Below are 25763 nucleotides of genomic sequence, written 5' to 3' on the forward strand. Positions count from 1 at the left end.
CCTCCTTGGTCGGTTTGTCGGTCAACAATACCCATACCAGAGAGCGTCCTTCTCCCGCAACCCCAAGTGTGACATATGTATGGTAAACCCAGACTGTTTTTGGCGCGATGACTTGACGAAACGCCGATTCTCGGGTAGTATCTATCGTACAGGCACTGCGTGTACACGCGCCGCGCTGTAGCCCTCCGCGCCGAGAAGGACTCCCGGTCCGCAGGCAGGGAATGGCGAATGACAGCCATTGGAGGGTTGGATTTTACTGCGAAAGGAGTGACAAGATGAAGCGTGGAGTATTTTCGCTTCTCCTGATCGGCCTGCTTGCGGTCGTCAGTACCGCAGCGTTGGCTCACGATCAGTCCATCGAGTGGACTTTCTCATCGTGGGATCAGCAGACGGCAGACCACCAGGACGCCTTCCCGTGGAAGGGATTGGCGACATTGACAGTCACGAACAGCTCGACCCAGCCGTGGGGGGACTTCCACTTCGGCATCGGCTACGGCACGGGTGTCATCATTACCGCGACGCCCGCACCGACGGCCACCCGCCCGAGCTATTCGTGGGTGATCGGTGCCGGTCAGACCACCCTCGACTACTACTTCTACAGCAACCCGGTTCTGCCGGGCGGAACGGTGTCGTTCACGTTCTACACGGATAACACCGCGAACCAGAACGCGTTCTTCGGGCTGTGCGGGTATCCTACCCCTGTGCCCGAGCCGTCCAGTATGCTCGCTCTGTCCGCGGGCCTCATGGGCCTCGTCGGATTCGTTGCGAGGAAGAGGCGCTAGGTCAGACTAACGCACCCAACTAACATAGCGTGAATTGCGAGAGGCCGGAGGAGTGTACAATCCTCCGGCCTCTCTTTTCGTCTGGGGAAGACCCCGGCCGTCATGCTGAACTCGATTCAGCATCCGGAGCGGGGCCGGGCCCTGAATCAAGTTCACGGTGACGAGTTCGCTGCCCCCCTTATCAAGGGGGACCGGCCTCCGGGCCGAGGGGGTTCTCCGGGGAGCTCTACCGGTCCAGCGTTTCCTGCAGCCTCGAGCCGGGAACCTCCCCCAACCCCTCCTTGATAAGTAGGGGAGTCCGGCCTGCTACCCGAGCGCCCTCACGATCGCTTCGGCCATCTCCCGCGTGCCGACCGCCGTCGGGTCGTCGCGGTGGGGCTTCATGTCGTACGTGACGTCCTTGCCCTCGGCGATCACCTTCGCGACGGCGTTCTCGAGGCGGTAAGCGGCGTCCGTCTCGCCGATGTGCCGCAGCATCAGCATCCCGGAGAGGATCAGCGCGGTCGGGTTGACCTTGTTCATGCCCTTGTACTTCGGCGCGCTCCCGTGAGTCGGCTCGAAGAGCGCCACGCCGTCGCCGATGTTCGCGCCGGGAGCGACCCCGAGCCCGCCGACGAGCCCCGCGCACAGGTCGGAGAGGATGTCGCCGTAGAGGTTCGGCAGGGCGATCACGTCGTAGAGTTCAGGCTTCTGGACGAGCTGCATGCACATATTGTCCACCAGCCGCTCCTGGTAGACGAGGTGCTTGCCCCTGCCCGCGGCCTCGGCGGAGATCAGGGGGTCCGGCTCGACCTCACCGAGCTTCGGGTCCTCGAACTGCGCGCCGTATGCTTTGGCCACCTCGCGCGAGACCCGGTAGAAGAGGCCGTCGGTGTACTTCATGATGTTCGCCTTGGCGACCGACGTGACGATCTTGCGGTCGTTGGCGATCGCGTACTCGAAGGCGAACTTCACGATCTGCCTGGTCCCGGTGATGGAGATCGGCTTGATCGAGATCGCCGAGTCATCCCTGATCTTGCCGTCCGCCATCGCGATGATCTGCTTCGCTTCCGGCGAGTCCAGCTCATACTCGACTCCGGCGTAGAGGTCCTCCGTGTTCTCGCGGACGATGACGAGGTCAACGTCCTGATACTTGGAGCGTATGCCGGGGTAGTACTTGCACGGGCGCAGGCACGCGTAGAGGTTCAGTTCCTTGCGGAGCGCCACGTTGACCGAGCGGAAGCCCTTGCCGATCGGGGTGGTGATAGGGCCCTTCAGCGCGACCTTGTTTCTCCCGATGCTCTCCAGCACGTGCTTGGGCAGCGGCGTGCCGTACTGATCCATGACGTCTATCCCGGCTTCGAGTACCTCCCATTCGATGTCCACGCCGGTCGCGTCAATAACCCTCTTCGCGGCGGCCGCCTGCTCCGGCCCGACCCCGTCGCCGGGGATAAGTGTGATCTCGTGTGCCAACTTCATGTTCTCCTTTCGGACCGGCGCAGGCCGGCTATCACTCCGACGCAGTTTCCGGCCCCCCGCGCGAGCAGGGAGCGGTCGCGCCGGACTATTCCTCGTGCGAAGGTCCTCGCGGTCCTCAACGCTATTCCCGCAAGGCACGCGGGCATCGAGAGCCCGTGTTTCCGGACGAAGTATATGCGGTTCTTCGTTTCGAGCTGGCCGAAACGGTAGCGCGACGGCCTTGCCTGCATCGTGCGGTTGTGCACGAACTTCGCCCCCGCAAGCTGGGTGAGCCTGTACCTGCGGCTGACTCCGTAGCTGAAGTCCGCGTCCTCCATGAAACCGTAGCCGACCAGCGACTCGTCGAAGCGGAACTCGTCGAGTATGCGCCGCCGCCAGAACGCGCGTCCTCCGCCGAGCCATTCCACGTCGGTATCCGCGTCCACCCTGGTAGCTAGCGTGTGAACGCCGCCCCGGGAGACGCTACCCGGCTTCAGGGAGCAGAGCCCCAGCCTCTCGCCGAGCCGCATCCACCACTCGGTCCACCGGCTCCTCACCGGCGGATCGTAGTTCACCTGGGAGCAGCCGGTCCCGGCCTGATCGTCCGGTGCGGTCTTCCAGAACTCGAGCGTCTTCTCGATCATGTCCGGGTAGGCCGTCTGATCGTCGTCGAAGAAGCAGACCAGTTCGGCGTCCCGGCTGAGGGCCTCCACGCCCGCGTTCTTCTGCCTGGTCGTCGCGGGCACGCCCGTCCAGTGAACATACTTGATCGGCAGCCGGTTCGAGAACGACTCGACCATTTCTCTCGCCGAGCCGTCGCCGGCGTCCACGATGACGACTTCGTCCGGACGGCGCGTCTGGTTCGCGAAGGACTCCAACATCCGCTCCAGGAACTCGGGGCGGTCCTTCGTGGGGCAGACGACCGCTACGGTCATGTCGCTCATCCGCCCGCGTGCCCCCTGGCGTAGTTCAGCATCCCGCCGGCGAGGATGATCTCGGTCTGCCTCGGCGTAAGGTCGTGGCGTACCTCGAACTCCCAGCCGCAGGTCTTGTTCTTCATCGCGACGATCGCGCCTTGCCGGAGGGCTTGTCGCAGGTTCTCGATCTCGATCTCATCCTCGAAGCCGATGTCGTCGTAGTCGCCGGGGTTCACGAAAGTCAGCGGCAGTATCCCGAAGTTGACGAGATTGGCGCGGTGGATCCGGGCGAACGACTTGACGATGACGGCCTTCACGCCGAGGTACATCGGGGCGAGCGCGGCGTGCTCCCGGCTGGATCCCTGCCCGTAGTTCTCGCCGCCGACGACGAATCCTCCGCCCACCTCCCTGGCGCGGTCGGCGAAATGAGGGTCTATGCTCTCGAAGACGTGCTCCGCTATCGCCGGGATGTTCGACCTGAGCGGCAGTATCCGCGCCCCCGCCGGCATGATATGGTCGGTAGTGATGTTGTCCGGCACCTTGAGCAGCACCTGCCCGGAGAGGCTGTCCGGCAGCGGCTCTCGTACCGGCAGCGGCTTGATGTTCGGGCCGCGGACGACCTCGACCTCGTCGGGGCTCTCCGAGGGCGGGACTATCATCTCGTCGTCAATGATGTATTTCTCGGGCGGCTCGACGCTCACGGGATCGCCCAGCTTCCGCGGGTCGGTCAGCTCCCCGGTTATCGCCGCCGCCGCCGCGACCTCCGGGCTGGCGAGGAAGATCTGGCCGGTCGGGGTGCCGCTCCTGCCCTCGAAGTTGCGGTTGAACGTCCGAACGCTCACGCCGCCGGACGGGGGCGCCTGCCCCATGCCGATGCACGGCCCGCAGGTCGTCTCCAGTATCCGCACGCCCGACTCGATCAGGTCCGCCAGCGCGCCGTTCCGGGCGATCATCTCGAAGACCTGCCTCGATCCGGGGGAGACTCCCACGCTGACCGAAGGATGGACTACCTTGCCCTTCAGCGCGCCGGCGAGGGTCATCAGGTCGCGGTAGGATGAGTTGGTGCAGCTTCCGACGAGCACCTGGTCAACTTTCATGCCCTCGACATCCTTGACCTTGACCACGCGGTCGGGCTGATGCGGCTGGGCGACCATCGGCTCGAGTTCGGAAAGGTTGATCTCTACCACCTCGTCGTACTTGGCGTCCGGGTCGGCCTCGATGCGCGTCCAGGCGTCCTCCCGCCCTTCGGCCTTCAGGAACTCAAGGGTCTGCTCGTCGCTCGGGAAGACGGAAGTCGTCGCCCCGAGCTCCGCGCCCATGTTCGCGATCGTCGCGCGATCCGGGACCGAGAGCGTCCGGACTCCCTCGCCGCCGTACTCCATGATCTTGCCGACGCCGCCCTTCACGCTCAGCCGCCTGAGCAGTTCCAGGATCACGTCCTTCGCGGAGACCCACGGGCCGAGGCGCCCGGCGAGCCTGACGAGGACGACGTGGGGCATGTTGAGGTGGAACGGCTCTCCCGCCATCGCCACCGCCACGTCCAGCCCGCCCGCGCCGATCGCGATCATCCCGATCCCTCCGCCGGTAGGCGTGTGGCTGTCCGATCCGAGGAGCGTCTGGCCCGGCACGCCGAACCGCTCGAGGTGGACCTGGTGGCAGATGCCGTTGCCGGGGCGGGAGAAGTATATCCCGTGCCTGGCGGCGACGCTCTGGAGGAAGCGGTGGTCGTCGGCGTTCTCGTATCCGGTCTGAAGAGTGTTGTGGTCCACGTAGCTGACGGAGAGCTTCGTCTTCACGCGGGGGACGCCCATCGCCTCGAACTGGAGGTACGCCATGGTGCCGGTCGCGTCCTGTGTGAGCGTCTGGTCAATGCGGATCGCGATCTCTTCACCTGCCTTCATCTCGCCGGAGACGAGATGCTCGGAGAGTATCTTCTGCGTGACGTTCATGACTAGCTCCTACTCATACTCCCATGTCCCGTACGACCCATGGGTCCCATAGGACTCACAGGATCTATTCAGACTAAAAGGGCCGATGGCACATGCCACCGGCCCATATTGTACAACGGTATCGCCTTTGAATACCAGAGGTCTACGGCGTGACGGTCATGATCTTCGCCGCCTGCTCGGGGTAGGCCGCGATGAACCGCAGTTCCTCGTCGTGGAGGGGCTTGCCGGTGTGCAGGTTCGCATACTGGCACAGCTCCAGTCCGCGGCTCGTCTGTTCCGACGTCTCGAACTGGACGCCGAGGTCCTCGTAGACCTTCAGGAAGCCCCGTATGCCGCCGTACTCGCCGGTCGTGATGATCCGGCCTGTCTCGCACATCTCCGGCTCTCCGCGCCCGAGTTCCTCGTAGTCGTACAGCTCGTAGTTCTTGCGGTCCTTCAGCGCGCCGTCGGCATGGATGCCGGACTCGTGCGCGAAAGCGTTGTTTCCGATGCCCGGCTGGGTGATCGGGATCGGCAGGCCGAACGCGTAGGACGCGTACTTGCAGATCTTCCAGGCCTTCGAGAGGTCCGTCCGCTCGTCGAGCAGGCCGAGGTCCTTCAGACCGCTGGAGTAGCGTAGCGCCAGGATGACGGAGACGATGTCCGCGTTGCCCGCCCGCTCGCCGACGCCGTTCACGGTGGTGTTGATGTACGCGTCCACGCCCGCGTCAATCGCTCCCTTCGCGCCCATGACGGAGTTCGCGACCACCATCCCGAGGTCGTTGTGGCAGTGAAGCTCGATCGGGATGCCGACCTCCTTCGCGACGTGGTTGATGCGGTCGTAGATCGTCTTCGGGTCGTCGTAGCCGAGCGTGTCGCAGTATCGCAGCCTGTCCGCGCCGGAGTCCTTGACCGCCTTGGCGAACCGGATCAGATAGCCCATGTCGGTGCGCGAGGCGTCCTCGGAGTTGACGCCGACCGTGCGCGCGCCGCCCTCGCGAGCGGCCTTCACCGCCTCGGTCATCTCGGAGATGATACTGTCGCGGTCGAGCTTGCCCTTGAACTTGTTCGCGATCATCTGGTCCGACGTGGATATCGAGAGGTTGAAGTCGCGGATGTTCGTGAGCCTGAACGCGTCCTCCACGTCCTTCACGATCCCTCTGCACCACCCCTCGAGGACGATCGGCTTCAGCAGCCCCTTCTCCTGAAGCTCGAGGTTCGCGTTGATGTAGTTGGACTCGTGCGGAGTGAACGGGAACCCGAGCTCGGACTGGTAGACGCCCATCTCATTGAGCATGATGTTGAGCATGGTCTTCTGCAGCTTGGACAGCCCGATCCTCGACGTCTGCACGCCGTCCCTGTTAGTCACGTCTATGAGACGAATCTTTGGCATTGAGTGGCTCCTTTCGTGAGCCCGCCGACGGGCGCGTGGATGACGCAAATCCGTCATGACAGGCCAAAAACGGGGAGCGATCGGCCGCGCGCGCGAGCCTGACAATCTCCCCGCGCCAAGTATATTACAGCCCTTCGCATCTTGTCAACCGGCATGTCTGCCATATATTCATAGCCGATGTATATTCTCGCCGCACACCGGCAGTATTGCCGGTTTTGTGATATTCGCTTGACAATAATGACCGTTCGGGTTACACTCTATTCAAGCACGGTTGAGCTTCGGGCTGCCCTGAGTGCGAGTTCCGCAGAGTGAGGTCCTCGATGAAAAGCCGCAGGACGCACGGCAGACGTGCCGGTCTTGCCTTCCTGCTACTTCTCGCCACCGCCTGTGCGGCGCCGATCTGCTGCGCCCAGACCCTGACGCTCGCCCCGGTCAACCCGGAGTTCGAGGAGTACCTGAAGCAGGCCTCGAGTGGTTGGACCCAGGCGTACGACTTGGACGGCCACTCGCTCGGCGCCGTGCCCCCGCGGGTTGATCTGTCCCACATGAAGAACGAAGCAGTCCCCGGCCGCCAGGTCCTCGCGCTCCCGGCGTCCTACGACCTGCGCGCCACCGGCAAGCTCACGGCGATCAGGAATCAGGGCGGCTGCGGAAGCTGCTGGTCGTTCGGGACCTTCGGCTCGATGGAGTCCTGCCTCATGCCCGGCGAGGCATGGAACTTCTCCGAGAACAACCTGAAGAATCGAAGCGGCTTCGACGTCCCCTGCTGTGACGGGGGCAACCACTACATGTCCGCCGCGTATCTCGCCCGCTGGGACGGCCCGGTCAACGAGTCGAGCGACCCGTACAGCGACAGCAATTGTACCTCTGCTGCCGGACTGCCCGTCCAGAAGCACGTCCAGCAGGTCCTGTTCCTGCCGAATCGGAGCAGTTCGACCGACAACGCCGTCATCAAGCAGGCCGTCATGGACTACGGCGCCGTCTACACCCACATGTACTGGGTAAGCACGAGCTACAACAGCTCCCAGGCCGCCTACTACTACTCCGGCACCGCCGCGATCAACCATGCGGTCTGCATCGTCGGATGGGACGACAACTATGACAGGCTGAAGTTTCCCACTACGCCGCCCGCGAACGGCGCGTTCATCATACGGAACAGCTGGGGCACGAGCTGGGGGCAGAGCGGATACTTCTACATATCCTACTACGACTCGAAGGTCGGCCGTGACAACGCCGTATTCTGCGGCAACTCGCCGACCGACAACTTCGACCGCATCTATCAATACGACCCGCTCGGCTGGGTGAGCAGCCTCGGCTACAACAGCGAGACCGGGTGGTTCGCCAATGTCTTCACCTCCGCCCAGCACGGGGAGATCGCTGCGGTCTCGTTCTACGGAGGCGCGCCGGGCGCGACATACGAGGTCTACGTCTACCTGAGCCCGAACTCCGGTCCGATCAACACCACCGCGGGTTGGAGCGCCTTCAAATCCGGCACGCTGACATTCGCCGGCTACCATACGGTCAGCCTTGACGCGCCGGTGACGGTCGCCGCCGGAGAGAAGTTCTCCGTCGTCGTCAAGATGACCACCCCGGGCTACAAGTACCCGATACCGTTCGAGACTCCGGTCGTCGGTTACAGCAGCGGGTCAACCGCAAGCTCCGGACAGAGCTATATCAGTTCCAAGGGGACTTCGTGGACCGACATCACATCGTCCTACGCGAACGCCAATGTCTGCTTGAAGGCATTCGTGAACGACGTCCAGCCGGTTGTCTCGATCGCCGCCGCGAAAGTCCTGCCGAACGGAAGTACGGCGGCCGTCCAGGGGGCGGTAGTCACGGGCGTATTCAGCGCCACGTTCTACATTGAGGCCGATGACCGCTCCACCGGCATAGCAGTCTACAAGGTCGGGCACGCGCTGACGCCGGGCATGAGGGCAGACATCCTAGGCACGCTCTCCACCAACGCGGCCGGCGAGAAGTACATCAACGCCGTCTCCGCGACGCAGAACGGGAGCGGCTCCGTGGGGGCTCTGCTGCTGTCCAACTGCCTGCTGGGCGGCGATGACTGGGCGTATGATGCGGTTACCGGCGCGGGGCAGCAGGGCATCAAGGATGCCATCAGCCTGAACAACATCGGTATGTCGGTCTGCACATCGGGAGAGGTCACCCAGGTCGGGAGCAACTACTTCTACATGGACGATGGGTCGGAGTGCCGTGACAACACGACATACGTGGGGGTGAAGGTCTCGACCTCGACCGGAATGAGCATTCCGCAGGTCGGAAAGTACGTGAAGGTCATCGGGGTCAGCTCATGCTCAAAGTCCGGGAGCGACCTCTACCGCCTGCTCCGCGCCACGAGCATCACGGTAATGAACTAGAACCCCCGCCCGCCGAGTTCCAGCCAGAGCCGCCTGTTCCGGTTGATGCCGTAGTTCTGCCCGTCCGGCGACCACGCAAGCCCGACCTCGTAGTACCCTATCGGGCGGTAGATTCCCACCTTCAGGTACGAGTTCTCGTAGCTGTACCGCCTGTCGTTGAAATCGTAGGAGTACCGATACAGGTTGTAGCTCGTCCGCACCTGCCACATCCGGTCAATGCGGTAGTTCAGCGAGGAATACAGGGTCAACCTGTTGGTGTCCAGGCCGTATGTCGCCCACGAGTAGAGGTTCCACTTCCCCCGGCTGCTCAGGAACAGGTTCAGCCCGAGTTGATGCGTCGAGAGAGCCGGCGCGCTGTCGGTCGCCCCGTCCTGAAGGCTCAGTGTGTAGCTGAGCGACGCGTTTCCCCCGTTCCAGCTCTTTCGAAGGGTGGGGCGCAGGCGGAACGACGCGCCGGTCTCTCCGTCGAGCGCGGTAGTGAGCGCGATTCCGCCGTCAAGGATCAGCGTCGTGACGCGATTGAGCCTCTCGCTCCGAATGCCGCTCAGCCCGAGCGACTGGTAGACGCTCTCCGAAGCAGGCTGGCCCGACGGGTCCCATAGGTTCTTGTAGCCGACGCTGAGGCTGGGGGTGAGCGTCATCCCCGCCGTGACGATCCGCCTCTTCGGCCTGAAGATGGTCTCTATCGTGCCGTAAGACTGGTCCATGTAGCGTACGCTCTCCGGGTCGAGCGGGTCGTACTGCTCGTTCCGGCTCCCGCCGAGGTAGCCGAAGATGGAGTAATCGTACTTCCGCAGGCTGCCCATCACGCTTAGCGAGGCGTTGTAGTTGTTCTTCGCGTAACTAGACGACGGTTGATATCGTGCGGAGAAGTCGGCCCTGCCGCCGGTCAGCACGGAGCCGTACTCCAGGTGGTGCGCCAGCTCGTAGGCCATGCTCGAATGGGCGATCGAGTCCACAAAGACCCGACCCTGGCTTCTCTCTCCCAGATAGTAGTCCTGTTCCAGACCGAGGCTGATGCCTTTCCTGGGCCTGTAGTAGCTGCCGTAGTCCGTCCCGTCGCCCGCATACCTGAGCTTCAGCGCGCCGGTGCCGGTGTCCGTCATCCGGTAGTAGTAGGGCAGGTCCACCAACATGCCGTCCCTGGACGTGTAGCGCACCTGCTGGAGGATGGACTCCCGCTTCTCGTAGCTGTACGAATAGTAGGGAATCGCGAGCACCTTCATGTCGCCGACGTAGATGGAAGCTCCGAAGAACAGTATCCTCTGGCCGGGGATCAGCGTCAGGCGCTCACAGACGATCCACGTCCGGCCCTGCACGTACATCAGCGGTTCCGACAGACGGGTATCAGCCCGAATGACCCCTGGACCGATCGGCTTGAGTTCGTCCGGCTCGAGCACGCGCATCGTTTCGTCGTCGTAGTTCAACAGGCTGATGCGGTCCGTGCCGGTATCGTGAGCGAACGCGTCGGCGGTCAGGGTCTGATCGCCCCTCCGCACGACCACATCGCCCTGCGCGCGTATCTGGCCGTACATCTGGCACACCTGCGCGCTGGCCGCCTCGATCGTCATTCCCCTGTATTCCATGGTGACGCCGCCGCTTGCGAGGACGGTGTCCATCTCGACCGAGTATGCCAGGGAGCTGCCCTCCATGCGGATCGTCCTCGCGCGGGGCGACAGGTCGCGGTAGTCCGAGGCTGCGAACTCGACCTGAGCCGAGCCGGAGGTCCCCTCGGCGTAGGCGTTGATCACTGCTGTCTGAGGGAAGGTCGAGGAAGTCAGGATGCCGACCGCTCGGCCGCCGGTGGTGTAGACGGCAGGGGTGATGTCGCCCGCAGTGGTGGTGAGGCGAACCTCGGTGTTGTCGGGCGCCGGGGCGCCGAATGCGTCGAGAACGGTAACGAGTATCTGAGAGTAGCTTCTACCGTCGGCCGGGATGCTTATCGGCGTGACGTCAACGGCGATCGAGGCTGCCCGGCATGTTCCTGACGAACACACGGCGATCAGCCCTGCCAGCAATGTGAGGAGCACTCTCGAGGGAGACAATGGTTTCTCGCATTTATGACACGAGGCCCTCCAGGGAGGGCCTCGTTCGCTGATGATATCGTGCGCGCGCCGGACCTACGGCGCGGTGACTACCGTGAAGGGAAGGGTTATCGGGAAGCCGTCCGTGCTTCCGCCCACCGTCACGCTCACAGTCCCCGCTCCCGTCGGTGTCGGCGTGTCCGGATCGGTGCTGGTGCTGAGGGTCAACGTGCACACTCCGCCGGTGATGCTTCCATTTCCACTGTTGCTTATCGTGCCCTTGTCGGTGCTCACGGTCACGGTGGTGCCGTTCGCTACCGGGTTACCGTTCGTGTCTCGTGCGATGACCGTGACCAATGCCTGTCCGCCGACCGATGCAAGCGAGGACTGCGACAGATTGGCCTCGGACTCGCCTCCGACCGCCGGGCCTGAGAAGATCAGCAAGCAGTCTGCCGGGGGAGCGCTTCCGGACGTCGCCGTGACCGTCACGTCGCCGTACCAGGTGACGTTGGCTGTGAGCGTCGCGGTGGCGATGCCGTTGGACGTTCTGCTCAGGTTGCCGCTGTCGGTACCCACGATGGTTCCGCGGTTCGTCGTGAAGTGGACCGCCGTGCCGTCAGGGACGGGCTGTCCGTCGCCGTTCTTGACCTCGGCAGTGATCGTGCTCGTGTTGCCCGAGGTGTTCCAGCCCTTGATGTTCGACGGCTGGGCCGAGAGATTGATCTCAGCGGCTTCCGGCGAGACGAACTGGACGGTCGTGGACTGGTTCACGATGTCGCTCACGGGAAGAGGCACGTCGTCGGGCTGATTGGCCCTAAGTACCTCGACCTTGATAGTCGCGGTCCCGGACTCGCTCGGGTCTCCGGACGAATCTCTGCTGTAGAGATAGGCCGTTGCCACCCCGCTCACGGTCGCCGTCTGGACCGGCACAATGGTTCCGTTGCCTCCGCCTCCGCTGTCGGGTATCACGGAGAAGTTCACCACTGTGCCGTCTGTGACGTTGGCGCCCTTGGAGTTCTTCACGGTCGCAGTGATCCGGGCGAACGAGTTGCCGTCCGCCTGAACCGAGTTGGTGTCCGTCGCAACGGTCATGGAGTGCGGAGGCCCTGCCGTTACCGTGACGGTCTCGGTCGCCTTGCTCGTGCCCCAGGTCGCGGTTATCGTTGCAGTGCCCGCGGTCAGGCTGCTGTAAGTCGTCGAGGCGACGCCTCCCGCCCCGATCGGCACCTGTGCGGGAGCCGGGATCTGTCCGAGAGTCGCCGTGAACGTGACGGAGCCGCTCGTCGCGGGGACGCCCATCGCGTCAAGGCAGGTCGCCGTGATGGTGGCCGTCTGAACGCCCGATCCCGTGTCCTTCGCCTCGATGGTCAGCGGCTCCACCACGAGGTTGATGCTCGATATCAGCGACACGACCTTGGTGGCGGTCTTGTTCAGAGATTTCACCGTGATCGTGGCGGTGTCGGGGTCCACGGACACGTCGTAGCTGAGCGTCGAGGTCGCCCTTCCGGCGGATGTCGATGCCTGGGTGCGGCTGAGAGTTCCGGCGGTGGATGCGAACGTAACCGGCGTGCCGTCTGGCACGGGGAAACCGTCCTTGTCGTTCACCGCGGCGGTAATCGAAATCGTTCCGGTCGTGCCGGTTGGAGAAGTGTTGCTCGTCTTCTGCGCGGTGATGAGGATCTCGCCCGCCGAGTCGCCGGATCCGCCGCTGCCGCCAAGACCGTCCGCCAGGAAGTAGATCGCGGCGCCCAGGGCCAGAACCGTGAGTATCTTGGTGGTGTTCCAGGCCTTGCTCTTCTTCTTGGGCGGCTCCGGCGGGACGGTCGTGATCGGAGCGCTGTCACCCGGGCGGACAGTGAATCCTTCGACGACGTTCGTCAGCGTGATCCGGGAGAACCCCCAGTTGACCTGCTGGACGACATACTCGGCTATCTGCTTGCCGTCACGGGTGACGACGCCCTTGTAGCCTTCCTTGATGTTCTCGCCCTTGCCGACGTTGATGTTGATGCTGCCCATGGCGTCGGTGACGCTCGAAATGGACACAGGCAGATCGGTGGCCTTTTCGGCGGCAAACAGCGGCGCGCCGATGGCCAGCACGAGGGCCGCCGCCAGTATGATGGACAACTTGCCTGCAAATCCGTGACTTATCGTTCTCATTTCCGCACCTTTCCGACAGATCCGAGAGGACCTTGCGCCTCATGCGCGTGATGGCGATGGATGACCATACAGTATTATAGGGCTTCTGCCTGCGTTTCTCAATACCCCTTCGGCACCGCCCTCAACCCGGATGCCCGCGGGTCGCCGGATCGGCCGCGCCCGCCTCCCGGAACCCCTCCGCCCGCAGGATGCACGAGTCGCACCGCCCGCACGGCGCGTCGAGGCCCTGGTAGCAGCTCCACGTCAGGGAGTAGTCCACCCCTAGCCCGATCCCCCGCCGGATGATCTGTGCCTTCGTCATGTCGAGCAGGGGCGCGTAGATGCGGACGCGGCGCCCCTCGGAGACGGCTGCCTTCGTCGCCAGGTTCGCCATCCGCTCGAACGCTTCCAGGTACTCGCCACGGCAGTCGGGATACCCGCTGTAGTCGAGCTGGTTCACGCCGATCACGATCGTGTCCGCGCCGACGACCTCCGCGTATCCGAGCGCGAACGACAGGAAGATCGTGTTCCGCGCGGGGACGTAGGTCGCGGGTATGTCGGAAGGCATCGCGGCCGCGTCGCGGTTGACTGGAACCTCGAGGTCGTCCGTGAGCGCGCTGCCGCCCCAGACGCGCAGGTCGAACTCGGTCACGACGTGCCTGGCCGCGCCGAGCGACTCGCCGACCCTGCGGGCGCACTCGATCTCTTTCGAGTGGCGCTGGCCGTAGGAGAACGATATGGCGTAGAGCTCGAAGCCCTCCGCCTTCGCTATCGCCCCCGCCGTGGCGCTGTCCAGCCCGCCGGAGAGCAGTACGACCGCCCTCGGCTTTTCACCCGCGCTGCTTTTCATAGTACCGGTAGTTGAAACGCCCGTTCGGTGCCGCGTCGCCGTTCACCGTAAACTCCATGATGTCGCCATCCGCCTGCATGTTGTCCGCCCATTTGAACTCGAAGTCGAGCGGCTTCTTCGGATCGGCCGACCCCAGCGCCGCCCGGGGGACAGCCAGTTCGATCTGGTTTCCGGAACACGCATAGGTCACGCTCGCGACATGCGTCCCATCGGCCCCGGCCGAGAGCCGCTCCAGCATCGTCGTTCTCTCGTCGAGCACCCTGCGGTTCACCGCGAAGTCGTAGCCCTCCCAGCCGGTCTTCGGATCGCGGTCGGCGTTGATGAAGAGCGTCATCCAGCGCGGGTCGGTGTGCGGCGTGATCGGCTCACGCGTCCGGGCGTAGAAGTAGATGAACTTCGTGTCGCGCGCGACCTTCATGAGGACGAAGTCGTTTCGACCGGTCGTATTCGCGTACCGTCCGACGTCGTCGTACGCGGGGTGGTCGCGGTGCATCGTGTCGCCGATCTCGTCGCGGTACTCGGGGCTCACCCGCTTCCAGTCGTCGAAGCCGTTCCCGATCAGGATCGTCTTCCTCGGGCCGGCGGCCGGGGCCTCCCGGGCGCCCTTGAACTTGCGGATGTAGTCCACCATCTGGTAGTAGTAGGCGTCCGAGTGGCCGCCCTTCATCGGCTCGATGTCGCGGCTGTACTCCTGAGTATACTGGTCCACGAACATGACCGGCTCCCGCTCTCCCGCGAACTCGTCGAGCCGCATCGCGATCCACTCGTTCCATCCGGTGATGAAGATGAACTCCGGGTCCACCTCGAGCGCGCGCTTCCACTGCTCTGTGACGTTCAGCCCCAGGTTGACCGCCCCCGGCCGCTCGTCCTTCTTTCCGTCGTGCCAGGATCTGCCGTATGTGTTCGGGACGCTGAATGCCGAGAGCCGCCCGTCGTGGCCGTTCTGCCCGATGCCCACTACCATCTGTTCGGGCCTGCCGTCCTCGTCGTAGAAGACATGCTGGGGGTGCTTCTCCAGCCAGCCCCACTGGTTCGGTCCGGTCGGCCCCTGGAAGTAGTCCGGCTGAGGCTTGCGGAAGGTGAAGAAGTCGCGGTACTTCTCCTCGACCTTATCCGGGTCGGCGAGGATCAGCGGCTTCCCCTTCCACTGGAACCAGAGGTCCTTGTAGAGGCCCGGCTCATACAGATCCTTGTACAGCTCGGCTGTCACTCTCGGAGGGTCCCAGAACGGGGTCAGGAACGCGATCTGCGGTGTGCGCCCGCCCTGCGCCCGGACCTCGGAGAAGACGCGGCACAGCTCCATGTAGCACTTCCTGTACGTAAACTGGTTCGTCACGTCGAAGACGACCATGTCCACGCCCGCGTCCGCGAGCATCTGCGCGTGCTTCCGCAGTACCCAGGCGTCGTCCGAGAAGTAATACCCGAACAGCGGCTCGCCCCAGAAGTGGAACTTGTGGAGCGCTCCCCAGGGCGGGCTCGTCGGCTTCTTCATGGCGTCCGGGTCGGCGGCTAGAATCCTCGTGACATCATACGGCCCATCCGTCCCATGTTGTCCCATCCACAGGAAGTAGAAGATGCCCACGAACTTGCCGTCCCTGGGCGCCCCGACGTCCTCGTGCGTCGAGACCTTCCGACCGAGATGATCCGTCGCGACCCACGTGTCCGATTGCCGGTCCCACTGGGCCGACTGAGCGACGGATGCAACAGCGAATATGGCGGACAGCACAGCGATCCAGCACGGTATGTTCATCTGTTCCTCCTGAGAGCTGCCGCCCGCTACAACAGGGCAAGTTGTGCGTCTTGTCGTGGCAGTAAGGATGCTAGACTATCGGACATGTCGTGCCGAGTGACGACGTAAAGGAACTCCTTGTTTCGCAGGTGGCTGACCCTTCCCACGCGTTCGCCCTCCGGGTTGTAGATTCCAATCTGCGCCCCCACGTACCTCTTGAAGTCGTTCTCCAATGTGGTGACGCGGGCCCGCCCCTCCCACAGTCCGCGCAGCATGGTTTCCATCTCGGACTGAGACAGATATCCTTCGTTGTTGAACGATACCACGATGATCCCCGCGCGGACCGAACCCAGCAGTCGGCGCATGGCGTCGGCAAATCGCGGGCGGGAGTTGAAGACACTCTGCCTCTGTCTGCAGTCAATGCGCTTGCATGCCACCCCGTAGACTGGCGGCTTGTCCCATCGCACGAGTGACTCCCAGACGTGGTAGTTGCCCAGATAGGAATGCTGGTTGTACGGCGGGTCTATGTAGGCCACGTCCGCCTCCAGGGCCCGGGCCGCGTCGAACGCGTCCATCATGTGCGCCTCGCCCTTGCCGTGCCTGGCACGCGGAAGCACGTCGGGCACCCGCAGATGGAGGTCGTTGTTTGCCCGTGGCGCCCATGTCTTCAGGTAGGCCATCTGCAGGCCGGTGGTGGAATCCACGCGGTCGGCGGCTTCGACCAGCGAGACGAGAATGACCGATTCGAGCTCCGGCGGGAGTCCTTTGGCCGCGATCGCCTCGCGGATGGCGTCTATGCGCTCTCCGTTCTTCGGCTGAAAGAAGCGCGACTTCACGCAGAACGTCTCGGTGAAATACCCCGGCGCGCCCTTCAGCTCGTTGAACTCGTGAACCAAGCGCTCTGCGTCGCGCAGAACATCGTCGCGGTCTGCCTGCACATAGCATCGCGCCAGTGCTGCCGCATATGCGTTATGGTCGTTCGCCAGCACGCGATACCCGTCCGCCTTCAGAGCGTGGCCGACGCGAGAGGTTCCTGAGAACAGGTCAATGACTGACTCGGCCTCCGCGAATCTCCGCACTACTCCCATGATTACCGGGACCAGCGTGCGCTTCGACCCGATGTACTTTATCATCTTACAGCCTCGGCCTGGCGCGGTGTGCCGTCAAACAGCCACGACCAGAGCCCCTCGATGAATTGAAAATACTCGGTTGCGGCGGACGTGTGTTCCATAGAGAACCATGAGAAGTTCCGAAGGCGCTCTGCCTGGATGTGGAAGTTGGGATGATACTTATTCCTATAGCGGGCAAACGCTCCGTTCGCAATAACCACAAACGAGCACCTGGTGTATCGCGTCGCCACCTCAAGATACTGCATGATCTGGAAGGACAGACGCTCGTGTGCATTGCCGTCAATCTGTACGCCTCTGCTCGACTTCGCAGTCTTGTACTCCAGCAGTATCTTCTCGTGCAACACGCCGTTGGCAACAAGCACAACGGTGTCATCAAACCTGGTTGTCAGTCCGCCATACATTTTCGGGTAATCAGTTCCTGCGAAAGGGCCGGCACTCGGTGCATACCTCGATATCGCCTCCCCTGTGCCCGGATATGAATCTATGAGTGTTGGCACCCCAAAAGCTACCTCGAGCCAGCGGAGCTGTCTACAGGTCGGTTCATCTGAGTGGGATGCTGGCACGAACAGGGATCGCCCATCGCTGGTCAGTCTAGCGTACCGACGTCTGCCCTCGCTCGCGACGATTGTTAAGGCTGCACCATTCGACTGCGCCGCTTCGCGGAATGCAACCCAGAGTTCTGCGACCAAATGCTCAAAACCTTCGCCCTCTCTCCTTGCCCCAGTTCCGGTATTGGCAACCGACTCTGACGCCTCGTAGCGGTCCATGCGTTCCAGGATCCTTCTTGTCGCGTCCATTAGCAATGCTCCGTCTGTCATTCCTTCTCCTTCATGTTGTAGTAGTTCCACTGCTTGTCGGCAGTACCAAGAACCGACCAGGTGTATATGTGCTATGTCGGTTGACTGCAATTTCCGATGCCTGGTTCGTCCAGAGACCTTCGTGCCGGCGAATCCCTAGTCTCGGTCCTCTATCACGTAGACCCCGCCGGACATCAGGGTCGCGGGGGCGTTCTCCAGCACCACGGTCGAGCCGTCGTCCCCGTAGACCGCGAAATGCCCTGTGACGTTCCTGCCCGTCGGTACGCTGAGGAGTTGACGGTCCGGGCCGAGCGCGGCGGTCGGCTCATACGTCGTGCCGTCGTCGCCCACGAAGACGACCTTCTTCTGCAGCCACCGCGCGAACAGCCGGTTGCGGTTCAGTTCGCCGACCTCGCCCGCGCCGTAGACGAACCCCAGGAGCCGGTCGCCCTTCACGACCCATCCGATCGCCACGATGTACCTGTCCGACTGGTCCCGATTCTTGATCAGTTCCTGCGCGGGGCTGAAGGCCATCCCGTCGGTCGAGAGCGCGTACCAGAGCGTGTCGCGGTTCATGTGCAGACCCATGAGGTACCAGGGCTTCCCGCCGATGACGAACTTCTTCACGTCGTTGACCACCGCGCCCACCTCGAGCGACTTGCCCTCGAACCTGTAGTTCTTGCCGTCCTTCGATGTCGCGCGGTAGACCCTGCCGAAGTCCGTGAAACTGTTGAAATAGAGGCGATAGACACCGTCCTCGTAGAAGACGACGTTCATCCCGTTGATGTCGGCGTCGGCGTACTTCTCGTAGCCGTCGATCGCGATTATGTCGCTCATCCTGGCGGGGTAGGGCGCCTTGACGCCGTTCCAGGTCAGGCCGTCGGGGCTGGAGTAGGTGGACGGCTTGTTCTTGCCGAGCGCGTCCGGGTATGCGGTGCACATCAGCCTGAACGACCCGTCGGGGAGCCGGACGGCGCTCACGTTGCAGACGTGTATGAAGTCGCCGTGCTCGATGACGGTCTGCCGATTGTCGAAGTCGAGGAAGTCCTTCGTCTCGACCGAGTAGATGCGGTCGTTCCCGGTCGGGACTCCGTCCCAAGCGCCGTAGAAGAGCCGCCATCCGTTCTCCATTTCCACCGCGGCGGGCGCGTAGATGTTGCGGTAGACGCCGCTCAGCCGCGGGGCGATCATCGGGTGGCGCGCATCCGGCAGGATGTTCAACCTGCCGGACTTCCACAGCTCGGGGTCGAACCTGCCCGCTCCGACGCCGTGTATCTCAGCGGTGCCGAGTTCCGCCTGCCCGCCGACCTGCCGGATGGAAGGCGCCGCCATGCACATCACCTCCGTCACGAGAACCAGCGCACACATACCGATCAGTCTGAGCGTCATTCCGCAACTCCTCTCTGCGCTGCATGAACTCATTCACCGGAATCCTCAGGGTTGACGAGCTTGTGCCGACCCCTCACCGGCGGCTTCACCAGGCAGTTCACGATCTCCCCGACGTACATGCGGTGGTAGTCCTTCTCCGGGTACCACTGCGTGTCCACCAGCGGATCGAGGAAGCGCGTCGGGTCGAGGTCCTGGAAGTAGATCTTGCGGCACTCCATCACCATGTGCGCCTCCGCGAACGACGTCGTGCCCTCGAGCATCCCCGGTATCGGAGTCAGTCCCGACTCGGCGACCTTGTCCCCGTCCCTGCCCGACTTCTGGCCGAGGAGTTGGAGCGCGCGCTTGTGCTCGTTCTCGAAGAAGGCGCAGGTGAAGGTGTCGTTACTCTCGAGGAACTCGTATGTGTATCTCGTCGGCCTGATAACGATCATCACGACGTCTTTGTTCCACAGCACGCCGAGCCCGCCCCAGCCGGCGGTCAGCGTGTTGAACGAGTCCGGCGGCCCGGCGGTGACGAGAAACCAGTCCTTGACTATCAGCGTGAACGGGTTGAACTGCAGTTCCTTGGGGTTTATCTTTCGGAAAGCCGACTTCATTGCGTATCTCCCGGCCGTCATTTGACCGCGGCCTTCGTAACGGTCACCGCGATCTTCGTGGGGCCCTGCGCGGGCTGCTCGATCACGATCAGGCTCGACTCCTTGCCCGCGGCGCGGGTGAAGCCCGCAACCCGCGACTTCCCGATCTTCTTCTCTGCGCGCGCCTTGTAGCCCGTGAGGTTCTTTCTGTAGAAGGCAGCAACCTCGTCCAGGCCGTCCTCGGTTACGAAGCTGACCATCATCACCTCGCCGCCGAGGTCGTTCGTGCCGGTCGCGAGGTCCCCGTCCAGGTCCGCCCCAGGATATATCGGCATCCCGAGTTCCGCCTGCATCGCCTTCAGGGTCTCGGACTGCTCGTCCGCCGCGGGCGGCGGCGCGCTCTTCCCGCACCCGACTACCCCCAGCACTATGACGCACAATGTCAGCATCAGGCTGATGACTCTCATGTCGTTCTCCTTGTCGAACGGCACCGCGCCGCCCCCTATTCCTGATACCTGTTCGTAATCGGCAGCCTGCGGTCCTTGCCGAACGCCTTCGGGGTGATCTTCACCCCCGGGGGCGCCTGACGCCGCTTGTACTCGCTTCGGTCCACCATCCGGGCTACGCGCTCGACGGTCGCGCCGTCGAAACCCATCGCGGCGATATCGGCCGCGCACTTGTCCTCCTCGACGTACGCATGGAGTATCGGGTCGAGCACGTCATACGGCGGTAAGGAGTCCTCGTCCCTCTGGTCCGGGCGAAGCTCGGCGGACGGCGCGCGCTCGATGATGCTCTGCGGGATGACCTGGCCCAACGAGTTCCGGTAGTTCGCCAGCTCGTAGACCAGCGTCTTGGGAACGTCCTTCAGGGGGTTGAACCCGCCGGCCATGTCGCCGTAGAGAGTGCTGTACCCCACCGATATCTCGCTCTTGTTCCCCGTGGTGAGCACCAGCCAGCCGAACTTGTTGGAGAGCGCCATCAGGATGTTTCCCCGCGCCCTCGCCTGAAGGTTCTCCTCCGCGATACCCTGCCCGGTGCCCGCGAAATCATCGGCCAGCGTCTCGAGGTACGCCTCGAAAACCTGCTCGATCGGTATCAGGCGATGCTCGATGCCGATGCGCTCGGACGTCGAGACCGCGTCGCTCTGGGTGCCTTCCGACGAGTACCTGGAAGGCATCACGACGGCGACCACCCGCTCCTTCCCGAGCGCGTCTGCGGCGATCACGGCCGTCAGCGCGGAGTCAACCCCCCCGCTCATCCCCAGCACGACCCGTTCGAACCCGTTCTTCTCGACATAGTCCCGCGTGCCGAGCGTCAGCGCCTTGTAGATCTCCTCGAGCCGCTCAGGCGGCTCGGTCAGACAAGACGGGAGCGCCGGCCGCTCCTCGCTTCGCATGAGGCTGGGGGGAGGGGTCCGTACCTGCACCCGCTCGACCGCCGCATCGCTCAGTTCGGACGGAGCCTCGTCCCCCCGCAGATGCCGCGCCTCCTGCGGGTCGAGGTCGACGAGCACCAGTGCCTCCTCGCACGAAGGCCCCCTGCAGATCGTCCGGCCGTCCGGGCCGAACACCATCGAGTGGCCGTCGAACACTAGTTCATCCTGCCCGCCGACGAGGTTTCCGTAGACGAAGAAACACCGGTTGTCCGACGCGCGGGACGAGAGCATCTCCTCGCGGGTCTTCCACTTCCCGGCGTGGAACGGGGACGAGTTGACGACGATGATGATCTCGGCGCCGGCCGCCGCCATCGGCTTGTGGGGGCCGTCGGGGTGCCAGCTGTCCTCGCAGACCTCGACGCCGAACACCGTGCCGAGCGCCTCGAAGACCCTCAGGCTGCCGCCCGGCTCGAAGTAGCGATCCTCGTCGAAGACGCCGTAGTTCGGCAGGTGGACCTTGCGGTGGACGCCGATCAGTTCTCCGTCCGAGATGACCGCCGCCGAGTTGTAGAGCCTCACGTCCTGCTCGACGAAGCCGACGATCGAGATGATGCCCCTGGACGCGGCGACGATCCGTTCGAGGCATTCCATGTTGCCGCGGACGAACCCGTTCTTGAGCAGCAGGTCCTCAGGCGGGTAACCGGTGATCGCAAGCTCGGGAAACGATACGACTTCCGCCCAGGCTTCCCTCGCGCGGCCGATGCAGTCTGTGATCCTGCGCGTATTCCCGTCCAGATCGCCGACTGTAGCGTTGATCTGGGCGATTGCGATCCTCACCGGCGCGCTCATCTCGCGGTTCCTCCTGTTCGGGCGTGCATGATGAGTATACCTGCATGGGGCGGGATTGTTCAAGCGGGCGCGGCTCCTTCGGGGTTCGCGCCGTTCAGATCTCTCGGAAGGTCTCGTGAATCAGTCGGCGTGTGCTCTCCACGATGATCTCGCCCGCGTTCTCCGCGAGTTTGCTCGACCATGCCGGCCACACGGAGTACCCACCGTGCGCAAACGCCTCTTTCGTCGGAACGTAGCCGACATGTCCGTCGGTCAGCTCGCTCACGATGGTGACGCGCACGGGCGACGAATCCTTTATCGCGATGCCGAACTCGACGTAGAGTTCCGCCGGGTTCGTGCAGATGACGGCGTCCCCCAGCCGCAGGACGTTCAGGCGGACCTCAACGGGGCTCTCCTCGCGGAGCATCCGGGGCCAGTCGTCACGATACGGCGCGAAGTAGTCCCTGCCCCACGCGAGCTTCTCCGGGTCGAAATCGGTCGGATACGGGCGGATCGGGATCTTCTCGACCGTCTGTGCGAGGCGGATCATCGGGTCGGCCATCGGCTCGGTCGTCGAGGTGATCACCTTCAGGACCTCCGCGCCGATGTAGGTTCCACACCGCTCCCAGCCCTCCTCGCCGTACCAGGGCCGGTCGCGCTCGGGGTTGTTCTCGAGCTGCATGGGCGAGGTGTTCCCGGCAGCACCTGTGAGATACACGACACCGACCGCATCGCCCAGGTTTCGCCGGAGAAACGCGCGCAGTGAGCCGGGGATATCGGCGCTGTAGAAGCAGTCGCCTTCCATGGTCGTCGGATGCGTGGCGAATGAGGGTATCACGACCTTCAGCCCGCCGTCTGAGGACCTCCGCGCGAAGATCACCGGCAGCCGCCCGTCGCGCGGGCCTTCGAGGCCGTCGAAGTCGTCGTTCCAGCTCCCGTGGTACATATCCGCCCGGCCGTCGGAATGGCATCCCCGGCGGTTGAACCCGAGTTCGTCGAGCCAACCGGTCCCAGCGTATAGATTCACCTCTTCCAGGTCATTGAGCGCCCGGCCGATCACCTCGATGAGCGACGCCCGCAGCCCGTCCATATACTCCGGGCTCACCTCGCCGACGGAACGGGTGTTGGTGCAGGGACCGACGTGCGTGTGCGTGCAGGCGATCAGGACCGAGCGTGCCGCGATGCCGAACTGCTCGCGGCAGAGCGCCTGCACCTCGTCGGTGAACTCGATCGGCAGGTAGAGCAGGTCGCACGAGACGATCACGACCTGCTGCGAGCCGTCATCGAAGGCGGCGGCATTGGCGGTCAGCTGATCGTGCGTGTATTCCCCGACCCTCCGGTGAAGCTGCCCTGCGACGCAAAGCGGCTTGTCAGGGGTGATGTCCACCCAGGCGGTTCCCGCTCGCATGGTTGTCCTCCTTCATCTCCCTAGTCCACGAAGGTGGACTTCGTGCACTTGTAGCCGTGGTTTCAACCGCCCGGTAGAAACATCCCCCCGGCGACTGAAGTCACGGCAACAACTGCACGAAGTGTCCCTGCGGACACTGGGACTAACCTACACGTCCTGCCTGCCCGGATGGAGGCTCCTTGTCTTCCCGGCGTAGACGAACTCGCCGGTGACGCCCTCCGGAAGCTCGACCGTGCCGGAGAGCTTGCTGTCCTTGATCGCGAAGTCCACCGTGATGAACCCGTTGGGGTGGGGGAGCTTCCCCTTCGCCCAGGTCAGAGGCCACATCTGCGGCTCGATCCGCACCTTCGACAACCCCGGCGCGGTCGGCCGAATCCCGAGCACCGACGCGAAGTAGTGGTAGATCGGATGCGCGCCCCACGCATGGCAGTCCGACCGGCTCGGCTCGGGGTGCTCGAAGGTCGTCTTGAATCCGAGGCCCTTGAGGTCGAACCACATCGACATCCGCTCGAAGAAGCGGTCCATCCGCCCGATGAGGCGGTAGGTCTCAAACAGGTAGTGGTTGAAGTAGATCGTCGTCCGCTCGATGTTCTGATCCTGGAGCAGGCCTTCTATGACGCGCTTCCGTTTCGAGTCCGGCACGTTGCCCCCGATCAGCGCTAGGCACTGGGAGTGCTCGCTGAACCGGTCCTTCGCCAGGTTGTCCGCGTAGATTCCGCGCTCCTCGCTCCAGAACGCCTTGTCTGCGGCCTTTGCGATCCGGCGGGCGAGCTTGACGTTCCGGGCTGCCAGGCCGGTTTCGCCGACCATCTCCTCGAGCTGAGCGGCCAGGCCGAGAATCATCGCGCACTGCCAGTTGATCACCCCGCAGACGCCGAAATCCCCGTCGGGGGGGATGCCGCCGCCCCAGCTCGGTACCCAGTCCATGAAGTTCCAGCCGTTCGGGCCCTCGACCAGGCCGTCCTTGTTGACGTAACGCCTGAGATCGTCCAGAATCGCGCGCATGCCGGGCATCCGGTCGCGCACGAAGTCCATGTCGCCGCGCCACATGGCGTAGTCGTACAGCATCCCGACCCACCAGAACGAGAACGGCGGGATGATCTGCGAGACACGGCTCGGGTACCTCGATTGAGCGAACCCCGAGGCGATCCGGGACTCGTCGAACAGCAGGATGCACTTTCGCGGAAGCCTGTCGTCGCGGCTGATGGCATAGGTCGCCAGCACCTCGAGGCGGGAGTCGCCGATGTACATGAGCTGCTCGTAGTACGGGCAGTCCATGTATGTCTCGTGCGAGCACATCTGCAGCGCCCGGTAGCCGATCGGGATGACCTCGGCCAGTCGCGGGTCGGCCGATTCGAAGCTCATGTCGAAGCTGATGGGGTAATGCGTCTCGCGGATCGAGAAGTCCTCGATGGCGAGCGGCTCGTCCTTCGTGGAAACGAATACCTCGAGGTATCGCCCCGCCTCCCACCACAGCGTCGTGAACTCGCGTCCCGATCCCCCGTCCGGCTCGAAGGTGTCGCCGATGCCGACGAAGTACTTGCCCTCGATCTGGTCGCGGTTGCCCTTGTCGCCCATGCCCGCCTGCATGTAGAGCGATTCGGCCCAGAGGATGCGGACCTTCGCGCCCTTGCCGCCTGATAGAGTGACATCGGGAAACCCGCAATAGTAGTTGCCCAGGTCAACGATGACCCGCCGCATGGTGTTGGCCGGGATGGTGAGCGACTTCCCTGAGAGCAGGTCGTTCCAGCCCTGAGTCTCGGAGGCGATGGTCTCCGCCGACTTGACCTGGATCGGGCGCGTGTCCTCGGTGGTCACCATCTGGATGTGCCTGACAGTCCCGACCTGGAGCGTCTCCTCGATCATCGCCGGGAGGATCGCCGGTCGAAGCCGCCAGACCATCGGGAACTCGTTGACGATCGCCCCGCTTCCGACCCGACCGACGTTGCGAACGCGGACCCAGCCGTCGCCCTCGCCGCGTTCGAAGCCCCAGGGGTACTCATCGCCTTTGATGTGGACCTTCGCGCCGGTGCCCCATGCCATCTCGGGCTTGACCCACGAGTATCCGCCGAGCAGCTTGCTCTCCCACGCGACCTTGCCCGTGTTCAGCAGGCCTTCCGGGACGCCCTCCGCCGCCAGTAGGAATCCGGGCCGGACGGTGTGCTGGGCATACGGCGCGGGGGCATCCGGTCCGAGCCACCACGAGCGGGCGACGAGGATGTGCTCCCCGGCGGAGAGATCGAGTTCGTGGGTCTCATAGAACCAGTTCTCACGGTCGCCGCGCTGGGGTCCGCGCCCGATCCGCTTGCCGTCGAGGAACAGCTCGTATCGCTCGTCGGCGCTCACGTGGATGCGGACCTTCTGGGCGATATCGAGCTTGAACCTGCGTCGGTAGGCGACGACGGCCGGCTCGATGCCGTTGACCTCGGGATGCGAGACCCAGCTAGCGGGCCAGTTGCCCCGCTGCATCCATCCCTGGGACATGTCGGTGAACGGTTCTTCGGTGATGAGGATTTGCATTATGTCACTCCTTGGCTCGATTTTCCATTTTGCACTCTGCATTTTTCATTTTGCATGTCGCCTTTCCCTGCCTGGCGGTACCTACGGTCATGCTGAACTTGATTCAGCATACAGGGAAAGGATGGATGCTGAATCAAGTTCAGCATGACAACGGTGTGCGAGGCAGG

General features: G+C 63.6%; 18 protein-coding genes. 2 read left to right on the forward strand and 16 right to left on the reverse strand.

Features of this window, described 5'->3' with window-relative positions; genetic code table 11:
* Nucleotides 1-275: 275 nt before the first annotated feature.
* Complete coding sequence (locus KBC96_08090; GenBank protein MBP6964349.1) at nt 276-782, forward strand: PEP-CTERM sorting domain-containing protein; 507 nt, start codon at nt 276-278, stop codon at nt 780-782.
* A gap of 306 nt (nt 783-1088) precedes the next feature.
* Here KBC96_08090 and KBC96_08095 read toward each other — a convergent pair whose 3' ends face one another.
* The 4 genes from KBC96_08095 to KBC96_08110 all read right to left on the reverse strand — a co-directional run bounded on the left by KBC96_08095 (nt 1089) and on the right by KBC96_08110 (nt 6457).
* On the reverse strand, nt 1089-2234 hold the full coding sequence (locus KBC96_08095) for an isocitrate/isopropylmalate dehydrogenase family protein (GenBank protein ID MBP6964350.1): 1146 nt from the start codon (nt 2232-2234) through the stop codon (nt 1089-1091).
* Nucleotides 2235-2236: 2 nt separating this feature from the next.
* Entirely contained in the window at nt 2237-3163 is a 927-nt protein-coding gene (locus tag KBC96_08100; GenBank protein ID MBP6964351.1) for a glycosyltransferase family 2 protein, read from the reverse strand.
* A complete protein-coding gene (locus KBC96_08105) occupies nt 3160-5085 on the reverse strand; it encodes an aconitate hydratase (GenBank protein MBP6964352.1) in 1926 nt (641 codons plus the stop codon). Before KBC96_08105 ends, KBC96_08100 begins: the two co-directional genes overlap by 4 nt.
* A gap of 142 nt (nt 5086-5227) precedes the next feature.
* Complete coding sequence (locus KBC96_08110; protein MBP6964353.1) at nt 5228-6457, reverse strand: homocitrate synthase; 1230 nt, start codon at nt 6455-6457, stop codon at nt 5228-5230.
* A 320-nt stretch (nt 6458-6777) separates the two neighbouring features.
* Here KBC96_08110 and KBC96_08115 point away from each other — a divergent pair, with 320 nt between their 5' ends.
* Entirely contained in the window at nt 6778-8835 is a 2058-nt protein-coding gene (locus KBC96_08115; GenBank protein MBP6964354.1) for a surface layer protein B, read from the forward strand.
* Here KBC96_08115 and KBC96_08120 read toward each other — a convergent pair.
* From KBC96_08120 to KBC96_08175, 12 genes are all read right to left on the reverse strand, one after another.
* Nucleotides 8832-10880 (reverse strand): hypothetical protein, encoded by a 2049-nt coding sequence (locus KBC96_08120; protein ID MBP6964355.1) that lies wholly within the window; start codon nt 10878-10880, stop codon nt 8832-8834. The genes KBC96_08115 and KBC96_08120 overlap by 4 nt on opposite strands.
* Before the next feature lie 75 nt (nt 10881-10955).
* Complete coding sequence (locus tag KBC96_08125) at nt 10956-13016, reverse strand: Ig-like domain-containing protein (GenBank protein ID MBP6964356.1); 2061 nt, start codon at nt 13014-13016, stop codon at nt 10956-10958.
* Nucleotides 13017-13137: 121 nt separating this feature from the next.
* Nucleotides 13138-13845 (reverse strand): 7-cyano-7-deazaguanine synthase QueC, encoded by a 708-nt coding sequence (gene queC / locus KBC96_08130; protein ID MBP6964357.1) that lies wholly within the window; start codon nt 13843-13845, stop codon nt 13138-13140.
* Nucleotides 13826-15595 (reverse strand): hypothetical protein, encoded by a 1770-nt coding sequence (locus KBC96_08135; protein MBP6964358.1) that lies wholly within the window; start codon nt 15593-15595, stop codon nt 13826-13828. The genes queC and KBC96_08135 overlap by 20 nt, the downstream gene beginning before the upstream one ends.
* A gap of 26 nt (nt 15596-15621) precedes the next feature.
* Nucleotides 15622-16707 (reverse strand): DNA adenine methylase, encoded by a 1086-nt coding sequence (locus KBC96_08140; protein ID MBP6964359.1) that lies wholly within the window; start codon nt 16705-16707, stop codon nt 15622-15624.
* Nucleotides 16704-17522 (reverse strand): hypothetical protein, encoded by an 819-nt coding sequence (locus KBC96_08145; protein MBP6964360.1) that lies wholly within the window; start codon nt 17520-17522, stop codon nt 16704-16706. Before KBC96_08145 ends, KBC96_08140 begins: the two co-directional genes overlap by 4 nt.
* 135 nt (nt 17523-17657) lie before the next feature.
* A complete protein-coding gene (locus tag KBC96_08150) occupies nt 17658-18890 on the reverse strand; it encodes a hypothetical protein (protein MBP6964361.1) in 1233 nt (410 codons plus the stop codon).
* Nucleotides 18891-18919: 29 nt separating this feature from the next.
* Entirely contained in the window at nt 18920-19486 is a 567-nt protein-coding gene (locus KBC96_08155) for a flavin reductase (GenBank protein MBP6964362.1), read from the reverse strand.
* 17 nt (nt 19487-19503) lie between these two features.
* Nucleotides 19504-19932, reverse strand: a complete 429-nt coding sequence (locus KBC96_08160; GenBank protein MBP6964363.1) for a hypothetical protein — start codon at nt 19930-19932, stop codon at nt 19504-19506.
* Nucleotides 19933-19967: 35 nt separating this feature from the next.
* On the reverse strand, nt 19968-21689 hold the full coding sequence (locus tag KBC96_08165; protein MBP6964364.1) for an NAD+ synthase: 1722 nt from the start codon (nt 21687-21689) through the stop codon (nt 19968-19970).
* A 94-nt stretch (nt 21690-21783) separates the two neighbouring features.
* The gene (locus KBC96_08170) at nt 21784-23076 is read right to left on the reverse strand and encodes a hypothetical protein (GenBank protein MBP6964365.1); all 1293 of its coding nucleotides are present in this window, start codon (nt 23074-23076) and stop codon (nt 21784-21786) included.
* Between the two features lie 147 nt (nt 23077-23223).
* Nucleotides 23224-25599 carry an alpha-L-rhamnosidase gene (locus KBC96_08175; GenBank protein ID MBP6964366.1) on the reverse strand — a complete coding sequence of 792 codons (2376 nt, stop codon included), beginning with the start codon at nt 25597-25599 and terminating at the stop codon, nt 23224-23226.
* Nucleotides 25600-25763: the final 164 nt, after the last annotated feature.

The sequence above is a fragment of the Armatimonadota bacterium genome, assembly GCA_017993055.1.
Classification (GTDB): domain Bacteria; phylum Armatimonadota; class UBA5829; order DTJY01; family DTJY01; genus JAGONM01.